Source organism: Pseudomonas sp. NBRC 111143, from assembly GCF_001320965.1.
In the GTDB taxonomy this organism is placed as follows: Bacteria; Pseudomonadota; Gammaproteobacteria; order Pseudomonadales; family Pseudomonadaceae; genus Aquipseudomonas; species Aquipseudomonas machongensis.
The window spans coordinates 1-26,738 of record NZ_BCBT01000018.1; the positions used below are offsets into that span (position 1 = coordinate 1).

A 26,738-nucleotide genomic window follows, 5' to 3' on the forward strand; every position below is an offset into this window, starting at 1 on the left:
CGGGCGATCTTGGTCGACTCGTCACCGATGCGCTCCAGGTCGATCACCGACTTGGAGATGCTGATGATCAGACGCAGGTCGGACGCCGCAGGCTGGCGACGGGCGAGGATGCGCACGCATTCCTCGTCGATGTTGCGCTCCATCTGGTTGATCTGTTCATCGACCTCACGCACCTGCTGGGCCAGGCCCGAATCGGCTTCGATCAGCGCAGTCACGGCATCGTTGACCTGCTTCTCGACCAGGCCCCCCATCGCCAGCAGGTGGCTGCGCACTTCCTCGAGCTCGGCGTTGAACTGCTGGGAGATGTGATGGGTAAGGCTTTCTTTGTTGATCATCGTTCTCTAGTCCCTGAATCCTGTAGGAGCGGGCTTGTCGGGGCGCCGAATCGCCGCGCTGCTAGCCGTAACGCCCGGTAATGTAGTCTTCGGTCTGCTTCTTCGCCGGATTGGTGAAGAGCGTGTCGGTATCACCGAATTCGATCAGCTTGCCCATGTACATGAAGGCGGTGTAGTCGGAGACGCGCGCCGCCTGCTGCATGTTGTGGGTCACGATGACGATGGTGTACTTGGATTTCAGCTCGTAGATCAGCTCTTCGACCTTCAGCGTGGAAATCGGGTCCAGTGCCGAGCAAGGCTCGTCGAGCAGCAGGACCTCAGGCTCCACGGCGATGGTACGGGCGATCACCAGACGCTGCTGCTGACCACCGGACAGTCCCAGCGCCGAGTCGTGCAGGCGGTCCTTGACCTCATCCCACAGCGCTGCGCCCTTGAGCGCCCACTCGACCGCTTCGTCGAGCACGCGCTTCTTGTTGATACCCTGGATACGCAGGCCGTAGACCACGTTCTCGTAGATGGTCTTGGGGAACGGGTTGGGCTTCTGGAACACCATGCCCACCCGGCGACGCAACTCGGCCACATCTTCGCCCTTGCGGTAGATGTTGTTGCCGTACAGGTTGATGGCGCCTTCCACGCGGCAACCATCGACCAGGTCGTTCATGCGGTTGAAGGTGCGCAGCAGCGTGGACTTGCCGCAGCCGGACGGGCCAATGAAGGCGGTCACGCGCTGTTTGGGGATGTTCATCTGTACATCGAACAGCGCCTGCTTGTCGCCGTAGAACAGCGACAGGCCCGGGACTTCGATGGCCACGGTCTCTTCGGCCAGGCGCAGGCTCTGCTTGTCGCGGCCCAGGGCCGACATGTCGATGCCGTGGGAGTGGGATTCTTGCTGCATGGTCAACTCCATACGCTATCAATTCGTTTCAAAGGGCCGCCCATACCGTGGGCGGCTCACTTGCAATCAGGATCAGCTGTCGAGCGCCTTGTACTTCTCGCGCAGGTGGTTACGGATCCACACCGCCGAGAGGTTGAGGGTCGCGATCACCAGTACCAGCAGCAGCGCCGTGGCGTAGACCAGCGGACGCGCGGCCTCGACGTTGGGGCTCTGGAAGCCGACGTCGTAGATGTGGAAGCCTAGGTGCATGATCTTCTGGTCGAGGTGCAGGTAAGGGTAGTTGCCGTCCACCGGCAGCGATGGCGCCAGTTTCACTACACCCACCAGCATCAGCGGCGCCACCTCGCCTGCGGCGCGCGCCACGGCGAGAATCATGCCGGTCATCATCGCCGGGCTGGCCATCGGCAGTACGATTTTCCACAGCGTCTCGGCCTTGGTCGCACCCAGGGCCAACGAGCCCTCGCGCACGGTACGCGGAATCCGCGCCAGGCCTTCTTCAGTGGCGACGATCACCACAGGAACCGCCAGCAGCGCCAGGGTCAGCGAGGCCCACAACAAGCCTGGCGTGCCCAGCGTAGGCGCCGGTAGCGATTCGGGGAAGAACAGCCGGTCGATCGAGCCACCCAGCACGTACACGAAGAAGCCCAGGCCGAATACGCCATAGACGATCGCCGGCACGCCGGCCAGGTTGTTCACCGCGATGCGGATCAGCCGCGTAACCGGGCCTTGCCTGGCGTATTCGCGCAGGTAGACCGCGGCCAGCACGCCAAAGGGGGTGACGATCACGGCCATGATCAGAGTCATCATCACCGTGCCGAAGATGGCCGGGAAGATCCCGCCTTCGGTGTTGGCTTCACGCGGGTCGTCGCTGAGGAACTCCCAGACCTTGCTGAAGTAGGCGCCCATCTTGGTCATCGCCGACATGCCGTTCGGCTGGATGGCATGCACCACCTTGCTCAGGTTGATCTCCACCTGGCGGCCGTTGGCGTCGCGGGCCACCAGGCTGTCGCGGGCGAAGGCCTGGTGCAGGCCGGTCAGGCGCTCCTCGATGGTCTTGTAGCGGCTGTTCAGCTCTGCGCGTTCAGACTCGATATCGGCCTGGGCGGCCGCATCCAGCTTGCCCTGCAGTTCTAGCTTGCGGCTGTGCAGGCGCAGGCGTTCGAGGCCGTGGTTGATAGAGCCGATGTCTTTCTTCTCGAGCGACACCAGTTGGTCGTTCAGGTCGCTGGCGCGCTTGAGGCGGCTCTGCAGTTCGTTCCAGGCGCTCGGGCCTTCGGCGACCACACGGCCTTCTTCCTTGACGCTGACCAGGTAACCATAGAAGTTGCCCCACTCGCGGCGCTCCAGGGCAATCAGGTCGGCAGGCTTGCTCTGGTCCACCAGCCATTCGCCGACCAGCCAGGTGAAATCGCTGCCGTTGAGGTCGCGGTTTCCGACCTTGACCAGCTCGCGGGTCATGAACTCCGGCCCCTGGTCAGGTACCGGCAGGCCAGCGCTCTTGAGGCGCTCGCGCGGGACTTCTTCCTTCTGCACCACTTCGCCGACGATTACATGATCGGCCTGGCCGGGCACCTTGTAGGTGGCCTGGACCAGGTCGGCCGGCCAGAAGTGGCCCAGGCCGCGAACAGCGATCACGGCGAGCAGGCCGACGGTCATGATCACCGCCATGGCGACCGCGCCACCGCTGATCCACACGCCCGGCGCACCGCTCTTGAACCAGCCTTTGAGGGAATCCTTTTTCACGGATCTCTACCTTTCTATCAAAGCGACGAGTATTTCTTGCGCAGACGCTGGCGAATCAGCTCGGCCAAGGTGTTCATGATGAAGGTGAACATCAGCAGCACGAGGGCGGCGAGGAACAGCACACGATAGTGGCTGCCGCCGACTTCCGACTCGGGCATTTCCACGGCCACGTTGGCGGCCAGGGTGCGCATGCCCTCGAACAGGTTCAGCTCCATCACCGGGGTGTTGCCGGTGGCCATGAGCACGATCATGGTCTCGCCCACCGCCCGGCCCATGCCGATCATCAGCGCCGAGAAGATGCCCGGGCTTGCGGTGAGGATGACCACGCGGGTCAGGGTCTGCCAAGGCGTCGCGCCCAGCGCCAGCGAGCCGAGGGTGAGGCTGCGCGGCACACTGAACACGGCGTCTTCGGCAATCGAGTAGATGTTGGGGATCACTGCGAAGCCCATGGCGATACCGACCACCAGGGCGTTGCGCTGGTCGTAGGTAATGCCCATGTCGTGGCTGATCCACAGGCGCATGTCGCCGCCGAAGAACCAGCTCTCCAGGAACGGGCTCATGGACAGCGCGAACCAGCCGATCGCCAGGATCACCGGGATCAGGATCGCCGCCTCCCAGCCATCCGGGACGCGCTGACGGATCGACTCTGGCAGGCGGCTCCAGGAGAAGCCCGCCACCAGGATGCCGATCGGCAAGATCAGCAACAGGCTGAACACGCCCGGCAGGTGGCCTTCGAGATACGGCGCCAGGAACAGGCCGGCGAAGAAGCCGAGGATCACCGTCGGCATCGCTTCCATCAGCTCGATCACCGGCTTGACCTTGCGACGCATGCCAGGGGCCATGAAATAGGCGGTGTAGATGGCCGCGGCAATGGCCAGGGGTGCCGCCAGGATCATCGCGTAGAACGCGGCCTTGAGCGTACCGAAGGTCAGCGGCGACAGGCTCAGCTTGGGTTCGAAATCGGTGTTGGAGGCGGTCGACTGCCAGACGTACTTCGGCTCGTCGTAGTTCTCGTACCAAACCTTGCCCCACAACGCGCTGAAGGACACTTCAGGGTGCGGGTTGCGCAGGCTCAGTGGCAGCAGCTTGCCGCCTTCTTCGATCATGATGCGGTTGGCGCGCGGCGACAGCGCCAGCACACCGGCGCCATCGGCGACCCGCTCGACCAGCAGGGTACGGTGCGCGGTGCTGTGGAACACACCAAGCTTGCCGTCGTTGTCCAGGGCGATGAAGCCCTTGCGCCGCTCCTCGGCATCGATCTGGGCGATCGGTGCCTTGCCCAACTGGAAGCTGCGGATCAGCTTGAAGCGCGACTCGCCATCCGAGTCGCGGGCCATGAACCACTGGCTCAGGCCACCCTTGGAGTCGCCGAAGATCAGCGAGATACCACCGACCAGCTGGCCACTGGCGGTGATTTCGGCGTTGCCGTCTTCGAGCAGCTTGTAGCGACCGTTGAGGCTCTTGTCCCGCAGGCTGAAGACATCGGCGGTGGCGCGACCGTTGACCACGTACAACCACTGCTGGCGCGGGTCGATGAAGATGTTCTTCACTGTTTCGGTCATCTGCGGCAGCGCGATGCGGTTCTGTTCGGTGGTGGTCTCACCCGTCATCATGTTTTCGGTACGCGACAGCTCGATCACCTGCAGTTGCGCACCGGTGGAGCCGGCCAGCAGCAGGGTGTCGCCATTGAGGTTGACGCTCACGTGCTCCAGCGCACGACCCTGTTCGTCGAGGGCGAAAGGATCCTGACCATAGGGGTAGTCGATACCCGCATTGATGGTCTTCTTGTTGTCCGGATAGGTGATCTTGTAGGTGTGGTGGAACACCAGCGCCTGGCCATTGGACAGCCCCAGCACCACCAGCGGACTGCCCGGCTGGTCGGTACCGATCGAACTGACCGTGGTGCCCGTCGGCAGCGGCAGGTCGACGCGCTTGATCTCGGCACCGGTCTTGGTGTCGAAGAACAGCGCCTGGCCCTTGTCGGAAACACGCATGCCCACGAGGTTCTGCTCCTCGAGGGCGATCATCAGCGGCTTGCCGGCATCCTGCTGCAACCAGGTTGGCTCAAGGGCTTTCTTGCTGGTCAGCTCCGCGCCCTGGAACAGCGGCAGTACCACGTAGGCCAGATAGAAGAAGATCAAGGTAATGGCTGCCAATACGGCAAGCCCGCCCACCAGGACATACCAGCGGTTCAGGCGGTCCTTCAACGCGCGCATGCGGCGCTTGCGTTGCAGCTCGGGCGTATTGAAATCAATGCGCACGGGAGGGGAATTTGGGGTCATTGTGGAATTGGCCAGATCATTCATGCGCACACCCTAGCGGTCCCGTATGACAGAAACATGACAGTGTAGTGACGCAAAAAAGCCCGCCGCTCAGGAGACCTGGCTTCGGACTGGGGAAAGTCGTGGAAGGGGCCGACCCACTGGCCCGCCCCTTCCGGGCAACACGTCTTACTTGTGGGACAGACCCAGGTCACCCAGGGTCTTCTCGACCACTTTGGCTGGCAGCGGGATGTAGCCATCCTTCACCACGACCTGCTGGCCTGCCTGCGACAGGACCAGCTTCACGAACTCGGCTTCCAGCGGTGCCAGAGGCTTGTTCGGTGCCTTGTTGACGTACACGTACAGGAAGCGCGACAGCGGGTAGGTACCGTTCAGGGCGTTGGCTTCGTTATCTTCGATGAACTCGCCGCCTTCCTTCTTGGCCAGGGCTACGGTCTTGACGCTGGCGGTCTTGTAACCGATACCCGAGTAGCCGATGCCGTTCAGCGAGGAGCTGATCGACTGCACGACCGAAGCCGAGCCAGGTTGTTCGTTGACGTTAGGCTTGAAGTCGCCTTTGCACAGGGCTTCTTCCTTGAAGTAGCCGTAGGTGCCCGATACCGAGTTGCGGCCGAACAGCTGGATTGGCTTGTTGGCCAGGTCACCGGTCACACCGACATCACCCCAGGTCTTGATCTCGGCCTTGCCACCGCACAGGCGGGTGGAGGAGAAGATCGCGTCGACCTGAGCCATGGTCAGGCCCTTGATCGGGTTGTCCTTGTGCACGAACACGGCCAGGGCGTCGACAGCGACCGGGATGGCGGTCGGCTTGTAGCCGTACTTCTGCTCGAAGGCCTGCAGCTCCACGTCCTTCATCTTGCGGCTCATCGGGCCCAGGTTGGCGGTGCCTTCGGTCAGCGCGGGTGGCGCGGTGGAGGAGCCGGCAGCCTGGATCTGGATGTTTACGTTCGGATATTCCTTCTTGTAGGCCTCGGCCCACAGAGTCATCAGGTTCGCGAGGGTGTCGGAACCGACGCTGGAGAGGTTGCCCGATACGCCAGTGGTCTTGGTGTAGGTCGGGATAGCAGGGTCGACAGCGGCGACCGCGTTGGCGGCAGCGACGCCAGCGGCGGCAAAGGTCAGGGCCGCCATCAAACGCTTCAGTTTCATGCCTTGCTCCTAGCAGGAATATTGGGTGTGTTGGATGGAACGGGGCCCAGTATCGGCAGGCCGCATGAACACGATATGACCTAATTGTGACAAATGGATGAAAGGCCATCATCGCTGCCGAGGATGGCCTTTCGGGTGCCGCAGGAAACCGAGTCAGCGCTTGTTGATCAGCAGGTACACCCCGACCAGCAGCCCCACAGCGCACAGGCCTGCCACATAGTAGGCCGGTGCCATCGGGCTGAATTTGAGCAGGGCGGTCACCACCATCGGGGTCAGGCCGCCGAAAATGGCGTAGGCGACATTGTAGGAGAACGACAGCCCGCTGAAGCGCACCACCGCCGGGAAAGCCTTGACCATCACATAAGGCACCGCGCCGACCAGACCGACGAACAGTCCGGTAAGGGCATACAGCGGGAACAGCAGGTCAGGCCGGGTCGGCAAGCTGTGGTAGAACGCCCAGGACGAAGCCAGCAGCGCCAGGCTGCCGATCACGAACACGCGGCCCGCGCCGAAGCGGTCGGCCAGGCTGCCGGCGCCGATGCACCCCAGGCTGAGCAGGACGATGGCCAGGCTGTTGGCCTTGAGCGAATCGGTGGGGCTGACGTGGTAGAGGCTCTGCAGCAGCGCCGGGGTCATCAGGATCACCACCACGATGCCCGCCGACAGCAACCAGGTCAGCAGCATCGACAGGATGATCGCGCCACGGTGGTCGCGCAGTACCGCGCGCAGCGGCAGCTCTTCGGCCAGCGCCTTGCGCTGCTGCATCTCGGCGAACACCGGGGTCTCGTGCAGCCAACGACGCAGATACACGGCGAACAGGCCAAACACACCGCCGAGCAGGAAGGGGATCCGCCAGGCGTAGTCGGCCACCTCTTCAGGGCTGTAGACGGTGTTGATCAGGGTTGCCACCAGCGACCCCAGCAGGATGCCGGCAGTCAGGCCGGCAGTCAGGGTGCCGCAGGCATAGCCGGTATTGCGCTCCGGTACGTGCTCGGAGACGAACACCCAAGCGCCCGGCACCTCGCCACCGATGGCGGCGCCCTGCACCACCCGCATCAACAGCAGCAGGATCGGCGCCCACAGGCCGACCTGTGCATAAGTCGGCAGCAGGCCCATGATCAGGGTGGGCAAGGCCATCATGAAGATGCTCAGGGTGAACATCTTCTTGCGCCCGAGCAGGTCACCAAAGTGCGCCATGATGATGCCACCCAGCGGGCGCGCCAGATAACCTGCGGCAAAGATGCCGAAGGTCTGCATCAGGCGCAGCCATTCGGGCATGTCGGCGGGGAAGAACAGCTTGCCCACCACGGTGGCGAAGAACACGAAGATGATGAAGTCGTAGAACTCCAGAGCTCCGCCCAAGGCGGACAGTGAGAGGGTCTTGTAGTCACTGCGGGTCAGCGGCCGCGAGGGCTGCTCGATACTGCTCGGCACGGAGGTCATGGATGTTCTCTTATAAGGCAGGCCGCTTGTGCTGCGGCTTGTGGCGCGGGAGTGGGCAAGATAACAAATTGCCGCGCATGGCTCATAGAGGTAGAAAAACTCTACAGATATTCACCAATGTGCGGTCGTCGCTGGCCGATACCGTCTATATACTGCGCTCTTCGTAGGAAAAGGTTGTTTACGATGTGGGATGTTGTGCGAAAACGCCGGTCATTATGTTCAGGCGGTTTCGCAGAGTTTCCCTTTGGCCGCCAACCGGAGCGAAATCAGCGTAGTATGTTTCTGGCTGAATCGTTTTTCAGGGCGTCCGTCACCGCGCCAACCAACGAAGCGTCACGGGTCAGAGGCCCCACGGCATGATTGAGCTCGAACAAGAAGATCCTATCCCGCAGGGCGACCTGGCCCTTCAGATTACCGCGCTACCGCGCGAAACCAATGGCTTCGGCGATATCTTCGGCGGCTGGCTGGTCGCCCAGATGGACCTGGCCGGTACTGCCATGGCCAGCCGCGTGGCTGGCGGCCGTGTGGCCACCGTGGCGATCGATCGCATGGCATTCCTAGTGCCGGTGGCCGTGGGCGCGCAACTGTCCTTCTATACGCAGACCCTGGAGATCGGCCGCAGCTCGATCCAGATGATGGTCGAGGTCTGGAGCGACGACCCGCTGTCCAGCGAATGGCGCAAAGTCACCGAGGCGGTGTTCGTTTTCGTGGCCATCGACGGCAGCGGCCGCACCCGCTCCGTACCTCGTCGCTGAGCCCGGCGCGCGGTAAACTCGTTGCAGGCTTCGAGGTCCAACGGCCTCACCTGCAATCAACGAGACGAGCGCATGGCAACCTTCAAGGTCGACACCGAGCAACACGGCGAACTCAACTGCTGGCGCATCACCAGCCGGCATGCCGAACTCCTCATCGCCCAGCAGGGCGCGCAGATTCTCAGCTACCAGCCCATCGGTGACGAACCCCTGCTGTGGCTCAGTGACCAGGCGATCTTCCGCCAGGGCAAGTCGGTACGCGCCGGTGTGCCGGTATGCTGGCCATGGTTCAGCAACTTCCAGCGCAATCCCGATTCGGTCAAGGCCATGTACCACGGCAGCGAGGCACCGGCCCACGGCCTGGCGCGCGGACGCGACTGGCAGTTGCTTGGCGTCGAGGAAGTCGGTGAAAACCTGCGTATCGAGTTCGACCTGCCCGAGGCTCAGGGCCAACTGCCAGACTGGCCACACAAGGTCGAGCTGCGCCTGCTGATCGAGCTCGGCGAACAACTGCACGTTTCGCTTTGCAGCCGCAACCTTGGCGATGCCAGCGTCACGCTCAGCCAGGCACTGCACAGCTACTTTGCCGTCAGCGATGTACGCCAGGTGCACGTGGAAGGCGTCGAGGGGCTGCCCTATATCGAGACCCTGGAGGGCTGGGAGCAGCGCACCCAGCAAGGCAAGCTGGGCTTTGCCGGCGAGACCGACCGCATCTACCTGAACGCTCCCGAGCGCCTGGCGATCGTCGACCCACAATGGAAGCGGCGCATCACCTTGCACGCCACCGGCTCACGCAGTGCAGTGATCTGGAACCCCTGGACCGACCGCGCCCGCGAGCTGCCCGACATGGCCGACGACGGCTGGCAGCGGATGCTGTGCGTGGAGACGGCGAATGTGTGGGATGACGTGGTGGAACTCAAGCCTGGAGCCAGCCATGTGCTGGGGGTGGTGATTGGCCGCGAAGCGCTCTGATTCGACAGGACACCGCGCTGTCCGTGGGATCAACTGTCTTGCTCAAAATCTAAAGGTCAGCCCAATCCCCTGTGGGAGCGGACTTGTCCCGCGAACACGGGCGTAGCCCGTGCCAGGCAGCGCGGTGTCTTTTTCGCGGGCAAGTCGGGGCGCCGAACCGCCGCTCCTAAAAAACCTGTTCAGGCTCAAAGATCGGCGTCCTCGACCACCCTTACCTTCCCCGCGTCCAGCGCATAGGCCGCATCGGCCAGGTCATTGCTGACTTTCTCGATCTTCAGCGTACCGGTCACCCACAGCGGCGTGTAGATATCGGCGATCTTCAGCCCTTTCGGGTAGCGCACCAGCACCAGCTGATTCGGCGGAGGTGGCGGCACATGGATGCAGGCCCCCGGATAAGGCACGAGGAAGAACAAGGTGCTGTTGCCCTTGGCATCGCTCTCCAGCGGCACAGGATAGCCGCCCAAGCGGATCTGCTTGCCGTTCATGGCCGCCACGGTCTTGGTCGAATACATCACCGCCGGCAGGCCCTGGCTTTGCTTCAGGCCGCCCTTGGCGGTGAAGGTGCCCATGGCTTCGGGGGAGTTGTGATCGATCTCGGGCATCTGCTCGAGGGCCTTCTGGTCCGACTTTGGCATCAGCTCCAGCCAGTCGGTTTCGGGCAGCTCGGCATGGGCCAGGGTGCTGGCCAGCAACAAGGGAAGAAGGAATAACGCACGCATGGCAATGCTCGGCAACTCAAGTGAATTGCCGCGCATTCTAGCCTGTGTTCAGCGCTTCTTGATGAATCCGTAGATCACCAGCAGCACGATGGCGCCAACCAGGGCACCGAAGAAGCCCGCCGCCTGTCCGGCCTGGTAGATACCCAGGGCCTGCCCGCCATAGGTGGCCACCAGGGAGCCGGCGATGCCGAGCAGAATGGTCATGATCCAGCCCATGCTGTCGTCCCCGGGTTTCAGGAAACGCGCCAGCAAGCCGACGATCAGGCCGATGAAGATGGTTCCGATGATGCCCATGGCAATCCCTCTACAGTGAAGATGGAACACGCCAAAGCCTAGACAGCGCTTTGGCGTGTTGCCATCTCAGAGGGCCTGCAGCAGGCAGAAGTTCGATCAGCCGACGATCAACGCCTCTACTTCGGCGATCTTGGCCTTGAGCGTGACCATGTCCTTGCAGCGCAGGGTGGCGTGACCGACCTTGCGCCCCACCTTGAACGCCTTGCCATAGTGATGCAGGTGGCAGTCGTCGATGGCCACGACCTGGTCGGCCGCAGGCACTTCGCCGATGAAGTTGAGCATGGCGCTCTCGCCGACCTTGGCCGTCGAGCCCAGCGGCAGGCCAGCGACGGCCCGCAGATGGTTCTCGAACTGGCTGCACTCGGCGCCTTCGATGGTCCAGTGCCCGGAGTTGTGCACGCGTGGGGCGATCTCGTTGGCCTTGAGGCCACCGTCGACCTCGAAGAACTCGAACGCCATCACGCCAACATAGTCGAGCTTGTGCAGCACACGGCCGACGTAATCCTCAGCCAGCGCCTGCAGTGGATGCGCATCGCTTGCCACCGACAGGCGCAGGATGCCGCTGTCATGGGTGTTGTGCACCAGCGGATAGAAGCGCGTCTCGCCATCGCGGGCTCGCACGGCAACCAGCGAGACTTCGCCGGTGAACGGCACGAAGCCTTCCAGCAGACAAGGGACGCTGCCCAGCTCGGCGAAGGTGCCGACCACGTCCTCTGGCTTGCGCAGGACCTTCTGGCCCTTGCCGTCATAACCCAGGGTGCGGGTCTTGAGCACGGCCGGCAGGCCGATGCTGGCCACTGCCGCGTCGAGGTCATCCTGCGAAAGGATGTCGGCGAAGGCTGGGGTCGGAATGCCCAGGTCGCGGAACATGCTCTTCTCGAACAGGCGATCGCGTGCGATGCGCAGGGCTTCGGCGCTTGGGTAGACCGGCACGAACTGCGACAGGAAGGCCACGGTTTCCGCCGGGACGCTCTCGAACTCGAAGGTCACCAGGTCGACTTCGTCGGCCAGTTGGCGCAGGTGGTCCTGGTCGCCGTAGTCGGCACGCAGGTGCTCGCCCAGAGGAGCGGCGCAGGCGTCCGGTGCCGGGTCGAGGAAGGCGAAGTTCATGCCCAGCGGAGTGCCCGCCAGGGCCAGCATGCGACCCAGTTGGCCGCCACCGATTACACCGATCTTCATGTCGTCAGCCTCAAGCCTGGCGGGGGTCCGGGTTGTCCAGGACGGTTTCGGTCTGCTCCGCGCGGAACTGCTTGAGCGCCGCGTGGTACTGCGGGTGCTTGGCGCCCAGGATGCTTGCCGACAGCAGCGCGGCGTTGATCGCGCCAGCCTTGCCGATGGCCAGGGTGGCAACCGGGATGCCGGCTGGCATCTGCACGATCGACAGCAGTGAATCGACACCCGACAGCATCGACGACTGCACAGGTACGCCCAGCACCGGCAGGTGCGTCTTGGCGGCGCACATGCCCGGCAGGTGCGCAGCGCCACCGGCGCCGGCGATGATCACCTCGATGCCGCGGCCTTCGGCCTCTTCGGCGTACTGGAACAGCAGGTCCGGGGTCCGGTGGGCGGACACCACCTTCACCTCGTAGGGAATGCCGAGTTTTTCCAGCATATCGGCGGTGTGGCTAAGGGTGGACCAATCGGACTTGGAGCCCATGATCACGCCAACCAGTGCACTCATCGTCGAGCCTCTTCGCTTGTGCGCCCTTGGGCGCCGTCAAAAAACAACAAGCCACGCGGGACGACCGGCGTGGCTTGTTTGCTGATCATGACCGGATCGATCCAGTCGAGGGGCCGCGCAGTATACCGTAACGTTAGGCATTCGAGGCACCCCTGGCGACCAACTGTCGGCCTTATTTTTCGGGGCTTTGACTGACTTTCGAGTCAACTGCGCCCGCCAGCGCTCCACCTTCGAGCTTGCGCCACAGCAGGCGCACGTTCGCCTTGCGCACCAGGGCGCAGCGGTAGAGGCGAATCTCCAGCGGCACGTGCCACTGGCTGGAGCCGCAGATCGCCAATTCGCCACGCTCCAGCTCGCCGCGCATCGACAGGCGCGGCACCCAGGCGATACCCATGCCTTCGAGCGCCATGCTCTTGAGACTGTCGGCCATCGCCGTTTCGTACACCGTGGTGTAGCGCAGGTTGCGCTGGCGCAGCAGCAGGCTGACGGATCGCCCGAGGAATGCCCCGGCGCTGTAGGCCAGAAGCGGCACGCTGCCCTCGCCTTCCAGGTCGAACAGCGGCTTGCCATCGGCCCCGACGGCACAGACTGGCAGCATTTCGGTGGTGCCCATGTGCAACGATGGGAAGATCTCGGCATCCATTTGCAAGGCGGCGTCAGGGTCGTAAAAGGCCAGCATCAGGTCACAGCCACCTTCCCTCAAGGCATGCACTGCATCGCCCACGTTGGTGGCCACCAGACGGGTGGCGATGTTCATGCCGTCGTTGCGCAACTGGGCCACCCAGCGCGGGAAAAAGCCGGACGCCAGCGAGTGCGCCGCCGCCACTTGGACCACCTCACCCTGCCCGCCTTCCAGGTGATGTAAATGACGGAGAACTTCGCTCAACTGGTCGACAACGGTCCGTGCCGTGACCAGAAAAAGCTGACCTGCCTCAGTCAGCTCGATGGGCGTACGGGAACGATTCACCAAGGTCAGCCCCAATGCCGCTTCCAGGCTGCGGATGCGTCGACTGAAGGCCGGCTGCGTCACGAAGCGGCGCTCCGCCGCCTGGGAAAAACTGCGTGTGGAGGCCAGAGCACTGAAGTCTTCCAGCCACTTGCTTTCAAGGTTCATCGAGAAGCTCCGCAGGCGTGCACCAAAATGGAACACGCTCGATTGTCAATCGGCGTCACATCAAACCGTATGCCGTTTGTGCATAGGTTAGCGTCTAACAGCATTGGCCGCAAAATCTGCCGAGGCCTAGGATTGGCGGCATTCCGGCAGGTGCCGGGTTTAAATCGAGATGATATCCGTCATGTCCTCCGCTGCATCGTTCCGCGTCGAAAAAGACCTGCTTGGTACCCTTGAAGTCCCTGCCGATGCCTACTACGGCATCCAGACTCTGCGCGCTGCCAACAACTTCCACCTCTCCGGCGTTCCGCTGTCGCACTACCCGAAACTGGTAGTCGGCCTGGCGATGGTCAAGCAGGCCGCTGCTGACGCCAACCGTGAGCTGGGGCACCTGAGCGATGCCAAGCACGCCGCCATCAGCGAGGCCTGTGCCCGCCTGATCCGTGGCGACTTCCACGAGCAGTTCGTGGTGGACATGATCCAGGGCGGTGCTGGTACTTCCACCAACATGAACGCCAACGAGGTCATCGCCAACATCGCACTGGAGGCCATGGGTCACCAGAAGGGTGAGTACCAGTACCTGCACCCGAACAACGATGTGAACATGGCGCAGTCGACCAACGACGCCTACCCGACCGCCATCCGCCTCGGCCTGCTGCTGGGCCACGACGCCCTGCTGGCCAGCCTCGACAGCCTGATCCAGGCTTTCGCTGCCAAAGGTGAAGAGTTCAGCCACGTACTGAAGATGGGCCGTACCCAGCTTCAGGACGCCGTGCCGATGACCCTGGGCCAGGAATTCCGTGCCTTCGCCACCACCATGACCGAAGACCTCAACCGTCTGCGTTCGCTGGCGCCGGAACTGCTCACCGAAATCAACCTGGGCGGCACCGCCATCGGCACCGGCATCAACGCCGACCCGGGCTACCAAGCTCTGGCGGTACAACGCCTGGCAGCCATCAGCGGCCAGCCGCTGGTTCCGGCGGCCGACCTGATCGAAGCCACCTCCGACATGGGCGCCTTCGTGCTGTTCTCCGGCATGCTCAAGCGCACCGCGGTCAAGCTGTCGAAGATCTGCAACGACCTGCGCCTGCTGTCCAGCGGCCCGCGCACCGGCATCAACGAGATCAACCTGCCGGCGCGCCAGCCAGGCAGCTCGATCATGCCAGGCAAGGTCAACCCGGTGATCCCGGAAGCGGTCAACCAAGTTGCCTTCGCCATCATGGGCAACGACCTGGCCCTGACCGTCGCCGCCGAAGGTGGCCAGCTGCAGCTGAACGTGATGGAACCGCTGATCGCGTACAAGATCTTCGACTCGATCCGCCTGCTGCAACGCGCCATGGACATGCTGCGTGAACACTGCATCGTCGGTATCACTGCCAACGAACAGCGCTGCCGTGAACTGGTCGAGCACTCGATCGGCCTGGTCACCGCCCTGAACCCGTACATCGGCTACGAAAACGCCACCCGTATCGCCCGCGTCGCCCTGGAAACCGGCCGCGGCGTGCTGGAACTGGTGCGCGAAGAGAAGCTGCTGGACGAAGCGATGCTCAACGACATCCTGCGTCCGGAAAACATGATCGCTCCACGTCTGGTTCCGCTGAAGGCGTAACCCGAACGCTGCAACCTGTCTCACCAGGTCGAGGGACTAGACACCTCTCAACCTTTCAAGGGCCCGAGCGCACGCTCCGGGCCCTTTTTTTATACCCAGCACCGGCAAACGGTTCCCGGCACACTCCTTGCTCGATAATGCCCCTCACCCCCACGGGATGCCGAGCATGCTGCACAGCCACCTCACCACCCTCAACGCAGTTTCGTTGATTCTCAACGTCTTCCAGGAAGAGGGCTGTACCGCCTCGCAACTGCTCGCCGGCAGCGGCATAGGCCCGGCGGACCTGGGCCATCCCGATGCGCGCATCACCACCCAGCAGGAGCTGCAGGTGTGTGCCAATGCGGTCGCCCGACGCGAGGAAATCGGCCTGGAGCTGGGGCGGCGGATGCATGTGTCGTGCTACGGCATGCTCGGTTACGCCTTGCTCTCGAGTGCCACTTTGGGTGACGCCCTGCGTCTGGCGCTGCGTTATCCGGCACTGCTGGGAACAATCTTCCAGTTGCGCCTGGTCGACGATGGCCAGCGTGTCTGGCTGAGCGCCAGCGATTATCGCGAGGGGCCAGCACTGGCAGCGTTCAATGCCGAATTCTGCCTGGTCTCGCTGAAAGTCATCTGCGATGACCTGCTCGGCCGGCCGCTACCCTTGCTGGCGGCACGCTTCGAACACGCACGCCCTGCCTACCATCTGCTCTACGCCGGTGCATTCCCCTGCCCGACAGGCTTCGAATCGCGAGACAACGCCTTTGCCTTCGAACGGCGCTGGCTCGATATGCCACTGCCCCTGGCCGACCCCATCACCCACAAAGCCATGGCCGAACGCTGCAGGCGCCTGAACCTGGAGTTCACTGGCCGCCAAGCCTGGCTGGGGCGCATTCGCCAGCTGCTGATGCAGCAGCTCGATGCGGCACCTGGGCTCGAGGGCCTGGCGCGGCAGATGAACTGCTCGTCGCGCACCTTGCGGCGACACTTGCAGGCGTTGGGCAGCAGTTATCAACAGCTGCTCGATGAGCTGCGCTTCGAACGGGCCAAACAGTTGCTCGCCGAAGACCAGATGCCGATCTACCGGATCGCCGAAACCCTGGGATTCAGCGAGACGGCAAGCTTCCGGCACGCGTTCCAGCGCTGGAGTGGCGTGGCGCCCAGCCATTTTCGGGGGTAGTCGGCACCCGTCCAGCCGCGGGGCAATAGGCCGGAAATATCCCCAAACCACCCGATCCGGCCATCGCCAGTGGCCATATCGATCCCCTTTTGGCCGTTTGCAACGTTCTCTCCACCTGGCCCGCCCACCACAATGGACCCACGCCAGTCACCTTCGGAGAACAACAAATGCTGACGATCTATTCCGATGACCATCGCCTGCACCACGGCCGCTGCGAGCTGATCGACGGCAAGCTGATGCCGTGTTTCGAGATGCCCTCGCGCGCTGACCATGTGCTCGCCCGCGTCCAGCACCGCGACATCGGCCCGATCCAGGGCCCGACCGACTTCGGCCGCGCGCCGCTGCTGCGCATCCACAGCGCCGCCTACCTGGACTTCTTCGAAGGCGCCTGGGCGCGCTGGGCGGCCATGAACCAGGAGGGCGACCTGCTGCCCTTCACCTGGCCAGCACGCACCCTGCGCCAGATCAAACCCACCGGCCTGCACGGCGAACTGGGCTACTACAGCTTCGACGGCGGCGCGCCGATCACCGCCGGCACCTGGCAGGCCGCCTACAGCGCAGCGCAAGTCGCACTGACCGGGCAGGCCGCGATCCAGAACGGCGCCCATGCCGCCTTTGCCCTGTGCCGTCCGCCAGGGCACCACGCTGCCGCCGAAGTGATGGGCGGCTACTGCTACCTGAACAACGCCGCCATCGCTGCCCAGGCCTTCCTCGACCAGGGCCGGCGCAAGGTCGCGATCCTCGATGTCGACTACCACCACGGCAACGGCACCCAGGACATCTTCTACGACCGTAACGACGTGTTCTTCGCCTCGATCCACGGCGACCCGACCGACGAGTTCCCGTTCTTCCTCGGCTATGCCGACGAAACCGGCGAGGGCGCAGGCGAGGGCTGCAACGTCAACTACCCTCTGCCGGCAGGTAGCGACTGGGTCACCTGGAGTGCCGCCCTCGAAGACGCCTGCCAACGCATTGCCAACTTCGACGCCGATGTGCTGGTGGTCTCGCTCGGCGTGGACACCTTCAAGGACGATCCGATCTCCCAGTTCAAGCTCGACAGTCCGGACTATCTGGAGATGGGCAAGCGCATCGCCCAACTCGGCAAGCCGACCCTGTTCGTGATGGAAGGTGGCTATGCCGTCGAGGAAATCGGCATCAATGCGGTCAATGTGCTGGAAGGGTTCCAGCGCGCTCAGCCAGGAGCCTGATCATGCGTCCAATCAAGCGTCTGTTAGCCCCGCTCGTTGCTGCCGGCCTGCTGGTTGGTGGCCTTCAGGCCCATGCCGAACAACGCACCCTGCGGGTGTACAACTGGTTCGACTACATCACTCCACAGACCCTGGTCGACTTCCAGAAGGATGCCCAGGTCAAACTGATCTATGACATCTTCGACACCAACGAAGCACTGGAAGCCAAGCTGCTGACCGGCAACTCTGGCTATGACGTGGTAGTGCCCTCCAACGTGTTCCTCGCCAAGCAGATCGAGGCTGGGGTCTTCCAACCTCTGGACCGCAGCAAGCTGCCGAACTGGCAGCACCTGGACCCAACGCTGATGAAGCTGATCGAGGCCAACGATCCGGGCAACAAGTTCGCCGTGCCCTACATGTACGGCACCATCCTGATCGGCTTCAACCCGGCCAAGGTGAAGGCCGCGCTGGGTGACAACGCACCGGTGGACAGCTGGGACCTGATCTTCAAGGAAGAGAACATCGCCAAACTCAAGCAGTGCGGCGTGGCGCTGCTTGATTCACCGTCGGAAATCCTGCCGCTGGCCCTGCAGTACCTGGGTCTGTCACCCAACAGCGACAAGCCTGAGGACTACAAGAAGGCCGAGGCGCTGCTGATGAAGATTCGCCCGCACGTCACCTACTTCCATTCCTCGAAGTACATGGCCGATATCGCCAACGGCGATATCTGCGTGGCAGTGGGCTACTCCGGCAGCTTCTCGCAGGCCGCCAACCGTGCGCGCGAAGCCAAGAATGGCGTGGTGGTGGACATGCGCCTGCCCAAGGAAGGCGCGCCGATCTGGTTCGACATGCTGGCCATTCCGAAAAATGCAGCGAACCCGGACGACGCCCACACCTTCATCAACTACCTGCTGCGCCCCGAGGTGATCGCGCCGATCAGCGACTTCGTCGGCTACCCCAACCCGAACAAGGACGCGACCGAAAAGGTCAGCCCACAGATTCGCAACAACCCGAACCTGTACCCGACGGCTGAGGCGATGACCACGCTGTATACCCTCAAGCCGCTGAGCAAAGAAGCCGAACGGGCAAGGACCCGGGCCTGGACGCGGATCAAGTCCGGTACCTGAGCCGCCTGCTTCGCGCGCAAAGCCAGCTCCTACAGAGAGCCTGTAGGAGCGGGCTTGCCCGCGAAACAGACAGCGCGGTCCAACGCCTTACCGCCAAGCCCTGCGCAATCGCATCAACGCCTCGGCAATCTCCTCCTCGGGCACCGCCGCAAACCCCAGCACCAGCCCTGCCCGCTTATCCACAGGCAACTCGCTGTCTTCCAGCCAGTAAGCACTCAGCGGGTGCACTTCCACTCCCACCGCCTCTGCCTTGGCCACCAGCGCTTGCTCCCGCGCGAAGTTATCCACATCCACTTTCACATGCAGCCCCGCCGCCACTTCCGGCATTGCGCCCAGCCCCGGCACATCCAGCGGCCAGCCTGCCTTGAGCACATTGCGCCGCGCCAGCGCCGCCCGACGCATGCGGCGTATATGCCGCTGGAAGTGCCCCTGAGCCATGAATTGCGCCATCACGCACTGCGTCCCGACTTCGGAATGCCGCACCGCCAGTGCACGCGCCTGGCTGAAGGCCTGCACCAGTCGCGGCGGCAGTACCAGGTAACCCAGGCGCAACGCGGGGAAGGCGATCTTGCCGAAGGTGCCGACGTAGATCACCCGCTGCTGGCGATCCAGCGCTGCAAGGGGCGCCAGCGGTGCGCCGCTGTAGCGGTATTCGCCGTCGTAGTCGTCCTCGATGATCCAGCCATCCTGGCGTTCGGCCCAGGCCAGCAACGACAAGCGTCGCGCCAGGCTCATGGTGACGCCGGTCGGGTATTGGTGCGCAGGCGTCACGTAGGCCAGGCGACAGTCGCGCAACTGGGCGAGCCGCTCGCACACCAGCCCTTCCTCGTCTATCGCCACACCGCGCACCTTCGCTCCGGCCAAGGCAAAGGCATGCCCGGCGGCGCGATAGCCCGGGTTTTCCACAGCCACCTCCTCGCCCGGTTGCAGCAGCAGCTGTGCACAAAGGCTGATGGCCTGCTGTGCACCACTGGTGATCACAATTTGTTCAGCGGTGCACGAAAGCCCTCGCGAGCGACGCATGTAGGCCGCAATCAGTTCGCGCAGCACAGGCTCCCCGGCCGGGTCGCCATAACCGAGCAGCGCAGGATCGGGATCACGCCAGAAACCCGCTTGCAGCTTGGCCCAGACGTCGAACGGGAACAGATCGAACGCCGGAATACCGACCCGAAAAGCCCTCGGAGCGCCGGTTCTAGGCGGTGAAAGATGGTGTGATTTCAAGCGCTCCAAGGGTGCGCTGGAGCGCGTTGAACTGGATAAATCCTCAGTGTCATCGTGCGGAAATGTGGATAACCCTGTTGATAACCCCTGGGATAACCTTGTTGATAACTGTGTGGACAGTTTTGGCAGCCGACTCACATAGGTGCCATCCCCGACTCGGCTTTCGATGAAGCCTTCAGCGTACAACTGGTCATAGGCACGCACCACGCTGTTGCGCGACAGCGCCAGCACCGAAGCCAGGTCACGAGTGGCCGGCAGCCGCGTGCCACTGCTCAGCCGGCCGTCCAGCACCCGCGCGCGCAGTGCCTGGTAGAGCTGCTGGCTGAGGCCACGGCGGCGGTCCAGCATAATGCCGGCGGGGTCGAAAGGCAAAACGAGAGGACGCTCACTCATGACATTGGACCTGTCAAAACAGCGGTAAATGGCTCTTACACAGAACCAATAGCCTGCCTAGGATGATGTCATCAAACAAGGACTTCGCCATGTACAACGCCAAGCCTCATCAGGAACACGATCTCCAACGCCTGCACCAGCAGATGCTGCAGACGCGCCTGGCCACGCTGGTCAGCCACGGAGAGCACGGCCTGCTGGCGACCCACCTGCCAGTGCTGGTGGACACCCGCGAAGGCGAGTTCGGTACGGTATACGGCCACCTGGCCCGCGCCAACCACCAGTGGCAGGACCTGGAGCGAGGCGGTGAAGCCCTGCTGGTTTTCCAGGGCGCCGATGCCTACGTGAGCCCCGGCTACTACCCGAGCAAGCTGGAGAATCCAAAGGTGGTGCCCACGTGGAACTACGTCGCGGTGCATGCCCACGGCCCGGTCGAGGTCATTCATGACCCGGCGCCCCTGCTGGAGATCGTCAGCCGCCTGACCGACCTGCATGAACAAGGCCGCGCCACCCCCTGGAAGGTCGCCGACGCCCCCGCCGACTACATCGATGGCATGCTCCGCGCCATCGTCGGCATCCGCCTGCCCATCACCCGCATCCAGGGCGCCCGCAAGCTCAGCCAGAACCGTAGCGCCGAAGATGTCCAAGGCGTGCGCGAAGGCCTGGCCAACAGCCCCGATCCACTCGACAACCAACTCGCGACGCAGATGCGTTCGCTTTGAAGGAAACCACCATGTCCAACGTCACCTTGCGCCCGGTCACTCTCGAAGACCACGCCGCCTGGCTGCCCCTGTGGCAGGCCTACCTGCGCTTCTACCAGACCACCCTCGCCGACGAGGTCACGGCCAATACCTGGCAGCGCCTGCTCGACCCAAGCGAGCCCACCCACTCGGCCCTCGCTTGGGTCGATGGCAAGGCGGTGGGGATGGTCAACTACATCTATCATCGTTCCAACTGGAGCATCGAGAACTCCTGCTACCTGCAAGACCTCTACGTCGAAGGCGAGCAGCGCGGCCTGGGTATCGGCCGCCAGCTGATCGAACACGTCTACGCCACCGCCAAGACTGCTGGCTGCATCAAGGTGCACTGGCTGACCCACGAGACCAACGCCACGGCCATCAGTCTGTACGAGCGGGTCGCCGAGCGCCCGGGCTTCATTCAATTTCGCAAAGCACTGTAGGCCGATCATGACCCTGAACTGGAAACCCGCTGCGACACCGGACGCCTCCCCCCTCGATGGCCGCTTCATCCGCCTGGAGAAACTCGACCCGGCGCGCCATGGCGACGACCTGTGGGAAGTCCTGCAAGGCCCGGGATCGGACCCGGTGCTGTGGAACTACCTGCCCTACGGCCCGTTCGCCGAACGCGCCGACTTCGACCGCTGGCTGCAAGGCAACGCAGCGGGCCGCGATCCGCTGTTCTATAGCGTCATCGACAAACACAACGGGCAGGTGCAGGGCATCCTCAGCTACATGTCGATCGTCCCCGAGCAGGGACGCTTCGAGATCGGCCACATCGCCTTTGGCGCGGCCATGCAGCGCACGCCCAAAGGCACCGAGGCGGTCTACCTGTTGAGCAAGCTCGGCTTCGAGCTGGGCAATCGGCGCCTGGAGTGGAAATGCAACGATGCCAACGCCCGCTCCAAGCGCGCGGCGCTGCGCTTCGGCTTTGTCTTCGAAGGCGTGTTCCGCCAGCACATGGTGGTGAAGGACCAGAACCGCGACACCGCCTGGTATTCAATCACCGACGGGGAGTGGCCAGCGGTGGCGGCGGGGTTCGAGCGCTGGTTGAGCATGGAGAACCAGCGGCCTGACGGTCAGGTGAAAACCCTGGAAGCGTGTCGCCTGGCCTGACGCAATCGCGGGGCAAGCCCGCTCCCACAGGTACCCCGCCAATTTCAGAACCAGCGGGGTGCCCCGCGATCGGGCCTTGAACGCAACATAAAAAAAGGGGAGCAACCGCTCCCCATGAGGTAAACCGCTTGTCAGTCGAAGGCTGTCGCTCAGCCTTCGATCTCGATCAGGATCTCGCCCGGGGTCACCCGGTCGCCCTTGGCCACGTGGATAGCAACGACCTTGCCGGCGATGGCCGCCTGCACTTCGGTCTCCATCTTCATGGCTTCGGTAATCAGCACTGCCTGCCCGGCCTTGACCACATCGCCCTCCTTGACCAGTACATCGACGATGTTGCCCGGCATCGTGGTGCTGACGTGACCCGGCGCGCTGGCCTGCTTGCGCTTGCTGCTGCCGCCGCCGACGAAATCGTTGAGCGGCTCGAACACCACTTCTTCCGGCATGCCGTCGATGGACAGGTAGAAGTGACGCTTGCCTTCGGCCTTGACGCCCACGCCGGTGATGTCGACGCGGTAGGTCTCGCCGTGCACGTCGATGACGAACTCGGTCGGTACACCCTCACCGCCCACGGAGGCTGCAGCACCGGCTTCCGGGATCGGCAGCAGGGCTTCGGGCTTGAGGGTTCCGGCTTCACGCTCTTCGAGGAACTTGCGCCCGATGTCCGGGAACATGGCGAAGGTCAGCACGTCTTCCTCGCTGTGCGCCAGGCTGCCGATTTCGGCGCGCAGCTTGGCCATTTCCGGCTTGAGCAGGTCGGCCGGGCGCACATCGATGACGTCTTCGCTGCCGATCGCCTGGCGGCGCAGCTTCTCGTCAACCACACCTGGCGCCTTGCCGTAGCCGCCTTGCAGGTACAGCTTCACTTCGTTGGTGATGGTCTTGTAGCGCTCACCGGCCAGCACGTTGAAGAACGCCTGGGTGCCGACGATCTGCGAGGTCGGGGTGACCAGCGGCGGGAAGCCGAGGTCTTCGCGCACGCGCGGGATCTCCGCCAGCACTTCGTTCATACGGTTGAGGGCGCCCTGCTCCTTGAGCTGGTTGGCCAGGTTGGAAATCATCCCGCCGGGTACCTGGTTGACCTGCACGCGGGTATCCACGGCGGTGAACTCGCTCTCGAACTGGTGGTACTTCTTGCGCACGGCGTAGAAGTACAGGCCGATTTCCTGCAGCAGCTCCAGGTCCAGCCCGGTGTCGAACTCGCTGCCCTTGAGCGCGGCGACCATCGACTCGGTGCCCGGGTGGCTGGTGCCCCAGGCGAAGCTGGAGATGGCGGTGTCGATATGGTCGGCGCCGTTCTCCACAGCCTTGAGCTGGCACATGGCGGCCAGGCCGGCGGTGTCATGGGAGTGGATGAACACCGGCAGCGACTGCTCGGCTTTCAGCGCCTTGACCAGCTCGCCGGTGGCGTACGGCGTCAACAGGCCGGCCATGTCCTTGATCGCTACCGAGTCGCAACCCATGGCTTCCATCTGCTTGGCCTGGTTCACGAAGGCCTCGATGGTGTGCACGGGGCTGGTGGTGTAGGCGATGGTGCCTTGGGCGTGCTTGCCGGCGGCCTTCACCGCTTCGATGGCCACGCGCAGGTTACGCACATCGTTCATGGCGTCGAAGATACGGAACACGTCGATACCATTGACTGCAGCCTTGGCCACGAACGCCTTGACCACATCATCGCTGTAATGACGGTAGCCCAGCAGGTTCTGACCGCGCAGCAGCATTTGCAGGCGCGTGTTGGGCAGCGCGGCGCGCAGTTGGCGCAGGCGCTCCCACGGATCTTCCTTGAGGAAACGCACACAGGCATCGAAGGTCGCGCCGCCCCAGACTTCGAGCGACCAGTAGCCGACTTTGTCGAGCTTTTCGCAGATCGGCAGCATGTCTTCGGTGCGCATGCGGGTGGCCAGCAAGGACTGGTGGGCGTCGCGCAGGATTGTGTCGGTTACATGGATTTTCTTGGACATTGTTGAATTCCTCACAGGCCTGCGTGGGCGGCGATGGCGGCGGCGATGGCCAGGGCCAGCTCTTCGGGTTTGCGCTTGATCGAGTAGTTGGTCAGTTCCGGATGGCTTTCCACGAAGCTGGTATTGAACTGACCGCTACGGAATTCCGGGTTGCGCAGGATTTCCTGGTAATACGCAGCGGTGGTCTTGACCCCCTGCAGGCGCATGTCATCCAGGGCTCGCAGGCCACGGTCCATGGCTTCTTCCCAGGTCAGCGCCCAGACCACCAGTTTCAGGCACATGGAGTCGTAGAACGGTGGAATGGTGTAGCCGGTATAGATTGCCGTGTCGGTACGTACGCCCGGGCCGCCGGGGGCGTAGTAACGGGTGATCTTGCCGAAGCTGGGCAGGAAATTGTTCTTCGGGTCTTCGGCGTTGATCCGGAACTGCAACGCGTAGCCGCGATGCTGGATGTCTTCCTGTTTGACCGACAGTGGCAGGCCCGAGGCGATGCGGATCTGCTCACGCACGATATCGATGCCGGTGATTTCCTCGGTGATGGTGTGTTCCACCTGCACTCGGGTGTTCATCTCCATGAAGTACACCTCGCCATCGGCGAGCAGGAACTCCACGGTACCGGCGTTCTCGTAGTTGACCGCCTTGGCGGCGCGTACGGCCAGGTCGCCGATGTAGGCGCGCTGTTCCGGCGTCAACTGCGGGCTCGGGGCGATTTCGATGAGCTTCTGGTTGCGGCGCTGGATCGAGCAGTCGCGCTCGAACAGATGCACCACGTTGCCGAAGCTGTCACCGAGAATCTGCGCCTCGATGTGTTTGGGATTGACGATGCATTTCTCGAGAAACACCTCGGCGGAACCGAACGCCTTGGTGGCTTCGGAAATCACCCGCGGGAAGTTCTGTTCCAGCTCTTCGCGGCTGTTGCAGCGGCGAATACCACGCCCGCCGCCACCGGAGGTGGCCTTGAGCATCACCGGATAACCGATGCGCTCGCCTTCGCTCAGGGCTTCGTGGATGTCGGCCACGTTGCCTTCGGTACCTGGGGTCACCGGGACACCGGCCTGGATCATCGTGCGGCGCGCCTCGGTCTTGTCGCCCATGCGACGGATGACCTCGGCAGCAGGGCCGATGAACTTGATGCCACGCTCGGCGCAGATTTCCGCAAGTTCGGCGTTTTCCGATAGAAAACCGTAGCCCGGATGCAGGGCGTCACAGCCGGTTTCCACAGCAAGGTTCACCAGCTTGCGCGGGTTCAGGTAACCGGCCAGAGGCTCGGCACCGATGCTGTAGGCCTCGTCGGCGCGCTTGACGTGCAACGCGTGACGGTCGGCGTCGGAAAAGATCGCGACAGAGCGAATGCCCATCTCGGCGCAGGCACGCACGATCCGAACTGCGATTTCACCCCGGTTGGCGATCAGGATTTTTTTTATCACTGGAGTCTTCCCAAAGCCGTAGGAACAGACGATCCGGTTACACCGGTCGGCGCGTGACCAGACGTCGCTGGCCAGTCGCACCTTCAAACTAGCGCCACTGGTGAATAAACAAAAATCAATATTTGTTAGGGGCTGTATTAGCAAAAGCTTATAGTGGGGTAACAAGGTTTTGCCGGAGCCTGGGCATAAATGCGTAAGTCCTTGATGCGTATGACTTTGCGTCAGCTGCAGATCTTTAACGAAGTGTGTGATTTGCGCTCGTACAGCCGCGCGGCAGAAGAGATGGCGCTTACGCAACCCGCCGTAAGTCTACAGATCCGCCAGCTCGAAGAGCTGGTCGGCCAGCCGCTGTTCGAGTACGTCGGCAAAAAGCTCTACCTGACCGAAGCCGCCGAGGCACTGCAACGTGCCAGCCGCGACATCTTCGGGCGTCTGGAAAACCTCGATATGCAGCTGTCGGACATGCAGGGCTCACTGCAGGGGCAATTGAAACTGGCGATCGAATCCAGTGCGAAGTACTTCGTGCCACACCTGTTCGCCGCCTTCAAGCAACGACACCCGGAGGTCAATCTCACCCTCACGGTGGTCAATCGCGCCCAGGCCATCCGACGCCTGTCCGACAACCGCGACGACCTGATCATCATGTCGATGGTGCCGCAGGACATGGGTCTGGAGTTCCTGCCGTTTCTCAACAACCCGATCATCGCGGTGGCGCCACCGGAACACCCGTTGTGCAAGCTCGACCGCTTGCGCCTGCAAGACCTGGAGCCTCATACCCTGCTCATCCGCGAACAAGGCTCGGGCACGCGCAAAGCCTGCGAGGAGTACTTCAAGGACAAGCGCGTGCACTTCACCCAGACCCTGGAAGTGGCCTCGGCCGACGCCCAGCGCGAATGCGTGATCGCCGGTTTGGGCATCGCCCTGCTGACTCGCCATGCAGTGAACATGGAGCTGGCCACCGGGATGCTCAGGGAATTGCCCGTCGAGGAACTGCCGCTGTACCGCAGCTGGTGCGTGGTGCAGTCCAAGGCCAAGCGGCAATCGCCGGTGGCCTTGGCATTTCTTGCGTTCATTCGTAGCGAACGCGCGAAGATCAGCGGGCTTGTGGAGCGATTTTCTGGGAAGCTGCCGACGCCACCTGCCATACCGTGATGTCTTGCAGCTCAGGGTAGTCGGCGATATCACGCATCAGTTGACGCTGGTCGCAGTAGCTTTCGATCGCACGTCGATATTCCATGCGACGTTGATCCTTCTCAGCCTGCTTGCGAGCCTTGGCGTTGGGTTGGTACGAACCGAAATGATCGTTTGCCATTGCCTGTCTCCCAGATCGGGTGCGGGAGTTTCAGGGTGGCCCCGAGGGTTTACGGTTTGGCTGAGAAATGGTGACAGAATCGTGAATTTTAATTGCCCGTACCGGCCCTTTCGCGGGTA

At 63.0% G+C, this 26,738-nt stretch carries 25 protein-coding genes; 10 read left to right on the plus strand and 15 right to left on the minus strand.

The annotated features are described in order from the left end of the window. The 6 genes from phoU to APH44_RS12235 form a co-directional block, all read right to left on the minus strand. A partial coding sequence (gene phoU, locus APH44_RS12210; RefSeq protein WP_082430644.1) for a phosphate signaling complex protein PhoU occupies nt 1-335 on the minus strand: 335 nt, incomplete at its 3' end. Nucleotides 336-396: 61 nt separating this feature from the next. Next, the gene (pstB, locus tag APH44_RS12215) at nt 397-1,230 is read right to left on the minus strand and encodes a phosphate ABC transporter ATP-binding protein PstB (RefSeq protein ID WP_054892955.1); all 834 of its coding nucleotides are present in this window, start codon (nt 1,228-1,230) and stop codon (nt 397-399) included. 72 nt (nt 1,231-1,302) lie between these two features. Further along, nucleotides 1,303-2,973, minus strand: coding sequence for a phosphate ABC transporter permease PstA (gene pstA, locus APH44_RS12220; RefSeq protein ID WP_054892956.1), 1,671 nt, complete (start codon nt 2,971-2,973; stop codon nt 1,303-1,305). Nucleotides 2,974-2,990: 17 nt separating this feature from the next. After that, nucleotides 2,991-5,279, minus strand: coding sequence for an ABC transporter permease subunit (locus APH44_RS12225; protein WP_054892957.1), 2,289 nt, complete (start codon nt 5,277-5,279; stop codon nt 2,991-2,993). Nucleotides 5,280-5,423: 144 nt separating this feature from the next. Continuing rightward, complete coding sequence (locus tag APH44_RS12230; RefSeq protein WP_054892958.1) at nt 5,424-6,404, minus strand: phosphate ABC transporter substrate-binding protein PstS; 981 nt, start codon at nt 6,402-6,404, stop codon at nt 5,424-5,426. 153 nt (nt 6,405-6,557) lie between these two features. Then, on the minus strand, nt 6,558-7,847 hold the full coding sequence (locus APH44_RS12235) for an MFS transporter (protein ID WP_054892959.1): 1,290 nt from the start codon (nt 7,845-7,847) through the stop codon (nt 6,558-6,560). 356 nt (nt 7,848-8,203) lie between these two features. Between APH44_RS12235 and APH44_RS12240 the strand changes: the two genes are divergently transcribed. Continuing rightward, nucleotides 8,204-8,602 carry an acyl-CoA thioesterase gene (locus tag APH44_RS12240; protein WP_003253317.1) on the plus strand — a complete coding sequence of 133 codons (399 nt, stop codon included), beginning with the start codon at nt 8,204-8,206 and terminating at the stop codon, nt 8,600-8,602. Nucleotides 8,603-8,674: 72 nt separating this feature from the next. Next, the gene (locus tag APH44_RS12245) at nt 8,675-9,571 is read left to right on the plus strand and encodes a D-hexose-6-phosphate mutarotase (RefSeq protein ID WP_054892960.1); all 897 of its coding nucleotides are present in this window, start codon (nt 8,675-8,677) and stop codon (nt 9,569-9,571) included. A gap of 185 nt (nt 9,572-9,756) precedes the next feature. Here APH44_RS12245 and APH44_RS12250 read toward each other — a convergent pair whose 3' ends face one another. The 5 genes from APH44_RS12250 to APH44_RS12270 form a co-directional block, all read right to left on the minus strand. Continuing rightward, nucleotides 9,757-10,326 (minus strand): DUF3299 domain-containing protein, encoded by a 570-nt coding sequence (locus tag APH44_RS12250; protein WP_054892961.1) that lies wholly within the window; start codon nt 10,324-10,326, stop codon nt 9,757-9,759. A gap of 12 nt (nt 10,327-10,338) precedes the next feature. Next, on the minus strand, nt 10,339-10,584 hold the full coding sequence (locus APH44_RS12255; protein ID WP_054892962.1) for a GlsB/YeaQ/YmgE family stress response membrane protein: 246 nt from the start codon (nt 10,582-10,584) through the stop codon (nt 10,339-10,341). Nucleotides 10,585-10,680: 96 nt separating this feature from the next. Further along, the gene (locus APH44_RS12260; protein ID WP_054892963.1) at nt 10,681-11,763 is read right to left on the minus strand and encodes a 5-(carboxyamino)imidazole ribonucleotide synthase; all 1,083 of its coding nucleotides are present in this window, start codon (nt 11,761-11,763) and stop codon (nt 10,681-10,683) included. Between the two features lie 10 nt (nt 11,764-11,773). Then, nucleotides 11,774-12,265: a 5-(carboxyamino)imidazole ribonucleotide mutase gene (gene purE / locus APH44_RS12265; RefSeq protein WP_054892964.1), complete on the minus strand. Its 492-nt coding sequence runs from the start codon at nt 12,263-12,265 to the stop codon at nt 11,774-11,776. Between the two features lie 172 nt (nt 12,266-12,437). Continuing rightward, on the minus strand, nt 12,438-13,379 hold the full coding sequence (locus APH44_RS12270; RefSeq protein ID WP_054892965.1) for a LysR substrate-binding domain-containing protein: 942 nt from the start codon (nt 13,377-13,379) through the stop codon (nt 12,438-12,440). Nucleotides 13,380-13,560: 181 nt separating this feature from the next. On the opposite strand from APH44_RS12270, the gene aspA reads away from it, so the two are divergent. From aspA to APH44_RS12290, 4 genes are all read left to right on the plus strand, one after another. Next, nucleotides 13,561-14,985: an aspartate ammonia-lyase gene (gene aspA / locus APH44_RS12275; protein WP_054892966.1), complete on the plus strand. Its 1,425-nt coding sequence runs from the start codon at nt 13,561-13,563 to the stop codon at nt 14,983-14,985. A gap of 166 nt (nt 14,986-15,151) precedes the next feature. After that, a complete protein-coding gene (locus APH44_RS12280; RefSeq protein ID WP_054892967.1) occupies nt 15,152-16,144 on the plus strand; it encodes an AraC family transcriptional regulator in 993 nt (330 codons plus the stop codon). 167 nt (nt 16,145-16,311) lie between these two features. Next, the gene (locus tag APH44_RS12285) at nt 16,312-17,352 is read left to right on the plus strand and encodes a histone deacetylase family protein (protein WP_054892968.1); all 1,041 of its coding nucleotides are present in this window, start codon (nt 16,312-16,314) and stop codon (nt 17,350-17,352) included. Between the two features lie 2 nt (nt 17,353-17,354). Further along, the gene (locus tag APH44_RS12290; RefSeq protein WP_054892969.1) at nt 17,355-18,458 is read left to right on the plus strand and encodes a polyamine ABC transporter substrate-binding protein; all 1,104 of its coding nucleotides are present in this window, start codon (nt 17,355-17,357) and stop codon (nt 18,456-18,458) included. An 87-nt stretch (nt 18,459-18,545) separates the two neighbouring features. Here APH44_RS12290 and APH44_RS12295 read toward each other — a convergent pair whose 3' ends face one another. Then, on the minus strand, nt 18,546-20,072 hold the full coding sequence (locus tag APH44_RS12295) for a PLP-dependent aminotransferase family protein (RefSeq protein ID WP_054892970.1): 1,527 nt from the start codon (nt 20,070-20,072) through the stop codon (nt 18,546-18,548). A gap of 89 nt (nt 20,073-20,161) precedes the next feature. Between APH44_RS12295 and APH44_RS12300 the strand changes: the two genes are divergently transcribed. From APH44_RS12300 to APH44_RS12310, 3 genes are read left to right on the plus strand one after another with little or no spacing between them, the layout of a single operon-like run. Further along, nucleotides 20,162-20,791: an FMN-binding negative transcriptional regulator gene (locus tag APH44_RS12300; RefSeq protein ID WP_054892971.1), complete on the plus strand. Its 630-nt coding sequence runs from the start codon at nt 20,162-20,164 to the stop codon at nt 20,789-20,791. Nucleotides 20,792-20,802: 11 nt separating this feature from the next. Beyond that, the gene (locus tag APH44_RS12305; protein WP_054892972.1) at nt 20,803-21,249 is read left to right on the plus strand and encodes a GNAT family N-acetyltransferase; all 447 of its coding nucleotides are present in this window, start codon (nt 20,803-20,805) and stop codon (nt 21,247-21,249) included. A gap of 7 nt (nt 21,250-21,256) precedes the next feature. Continuing rightward, nucleotides 21,257-21,922 (plus strand): GNAT family N-acetyltransferase, encoded by a 666-nt coding sequence (locus APH44_RS12310; RefSeq protein WP_054892973.1) that lies wholly within the window; start codon nt 21,257-21,259, stop codon nt 21,920-21,922. A 149-nt stretch (nt 21,923-22,071) separates the two neighbouring features. Here the strand turns inward: APH44_RS12310 and oadA are convergent, their stop codons facing one another. Together oadA and APH44_RS12320 are read right to left on the minus strand one after the other, a co-directional pair. Further along, nucleotides 22,072-23,880 (minus strand): sodium-extruding oxaloacetate decarboxylase subunit alpha, encoded by a 1,809-nt coding sequence (gene oadA / locus APH44_RS12315; RefSeq protein WP_054892974.1) that lies wholly within the window; start codon nt 23,878-23,880, stop codon nt 22,072-22,074. A gap of 11 nt (nt 23,881-23,891) precedes the next feature. Further along, entirely contained in the window at nt 23,892-25,307 is a 1,416-nt protein-coding gene (locus tag APH44_RS12320; RefSeq protein WP_054892975.1) for an acetyl-CoA carboxylase biotin carboxylase subunit, read from the minus strand. A gap of 189 nt (nt 25,308-25,496) precedes the next feature. Here APH44_RS12320 and APH44_RS12325 point away from each other — a divergent pair, with 189 nt between their 5' ends. Then, nucleotides 25,497-26,459: a LysR family transcriptional regulator gene (locus APH44_RS12325; protein WP_054892976.1), complete on the plus strand. Its 963-nt coding sequence runs from the start codon at nt 25,497-25,499 to the stop codon at nt 26,457-26,459. Here the strand turns inward: APH44_RS12325 and APH44_RS29080 are convergent. After that, on the minus strand, nt 26,401-26,619 hold the full coding sequence (locus APH44_RS29080; protein WP_054925535.1) for a PA3496 family putative envelope integrity protein: 219 nt from the start codon (nt 26,617-26,619) through the stop codon (nt 26,401-26,403). The two genes, APH44_RS12325 and APH44_RS29080, sit on opposite strands and share 59 nt — an antisense overlap. Nucleotides 26,620-26,738: the final 119 nt, after the last annotated feature.

Bases quoted from the DNA above. Each gene is read 5' to 3' on its own strand.
- APH44_RS12310 (WP_054892973.1), top strand. From the start codon at position 21,257: ATGACCCTGAACTGGAAACCCGCTGCGACACCGGACGCCTCCCCCCTC.
- APH44_RS12300 (WP_054892971.1), top strand. From the start codon at position 20,162: ATGTACAACGCCAAGCCTCATCAGGAACACGATCTCCAACGCCTGCAC.
- APH44_RS12285 (WP_054892968.1), top strand. From the start codon at position 16,312: ATGCTGACGATCTATTCCGATGACCATCGCCTGCACCACGGCCGCTGC.
- APH44_RS12225 (WP_054892957.1), bottom strand. From the start codon at position 5,279: ATGAATGATCTGGCCAATTCCACAATGACCCCAAATTCCCCTCCCGTG.
- APH44_RS12290 (WP_054892969.1), top strand. From the start codon at position 17,355: ATGCGTCCAATCAAGCGTCTGTTAGCCCCGCTCGTTGCTGCCGGCCTG.
- APH44_RS12260 (WP_054892963.1), bottom strand. From the start codon at position 11,763: ATGAAGATCGGTGTAATCGGTGGCGGCCAACTGGGTCGCATGCTGGCC.
- APH44_RS12295 (WP_054892970.1), bottom strand. From the start codon at position 20,072: ATGAGTGAGCGTCCTCTCGTTTTGCCTTTCGACCCCGCCGGCATTATG.
- APH44_RS12270 (WP_054892965.1), bottom strand. From the start codon at position 13,379: ATGAACCTTGAAAGCAAGTGGCTGGAAGACTTCAGTGCTCTGGCCTCC.
- APH44_RS12235 (WP_054892959.1), bottom strand. From the start codon at position 7,847: ATGACCTCCGTGCCGAGCAGTATCGAGCAGCCCTCGCGGCCGCTGACC.
- APH44_RS12305 (WP_054892972.1), top strand. From the start codon at position 20,803: ATGTCCAACGTCACCTTGCGCCCGGTCACTCTCGAAGACCACGCCGCC.
- APH44_RS29080 (WP_054925535.1), bottom strand. From the start codon at position 26,619: ATGGCAAACGATCATTTCGGTTCGTACCAACCCAACGCCAAGGCTCGC.
- APH44_RS12280 (WP_054892967.1), top strand. From the start codon at position 15,152: ATGCTGCACAGCCACCTCACCACCCTCAACGCAGTTTCGTTGATTCTC.
- APH44_RS12255 (WP_054892962.1), bottom strand. From the start codon at position 10,584: ATGGGCATCATCGGAACCATCTTCATCGGCCTGATCGTCGGCTTGCTG.
- APH44_RS12250 (WP_054892961.1), bottom strand. From the start codon at position 10,326: ATGCGCGGCAATTCACTTGAGTTGCCGAGCATTGCCATGCGTGCGTTA.
- APH44_RS12230 (WP_054892958.1), bottom strand. From the start codon at position 6,404: ATGAAACTGAAGCGTTTGATGGCGGCCCTGACCTTTGCCGCCGCTGGC.
- pstB (WP_054892955.1), bottom strand. From the start codon at position 1,230: ATGCAGCAAGAATCCCACTCCCACGGCATCGACATGTCGGCCCTGGGC.
- APH44_RS12245 (WP_054892960.1), top strand. From the start codon at position 8,675: ATGGCAACCTTCAAGGTCGACACCGAGCAACACGGCGAACTCAACTGC.
- aspA (WP_054892966.1), top strand. From the start codon at position 13,561: ATGTCCTCCGCTGCATCGTTCCGCGTCGAAAAAGACCTGCTTGGTACC.
- APH44_RS12240 (WP_003253317.1), top strand. From the start codon at position 8,204: ATGATTGAGCTCGAACAAGAAGATCCTATCCCGCAGGGCGACCTGGCC.
- purE (WP_054892964.1), bottom strand. From the start codon at position 12,265: ATGAGTGCACTGGTTGGCGTGATCATGGGCTCCAAGTCCGATTGGTCC.
- APH44_RS12325 (WP_054892976.1), top strand. From the start codon at position 25,497: ATGCGTAAGTCCTTGATGCGTATGACTTTGCGTCAGCTGCAGATCTTT.
- oadA (WP_054892974.1), bottom strand. From the start codon at position 23,880: ATGTCCAAGAAAATCCATGTAACCGACACAATCCTGCGCGACGCCCAC.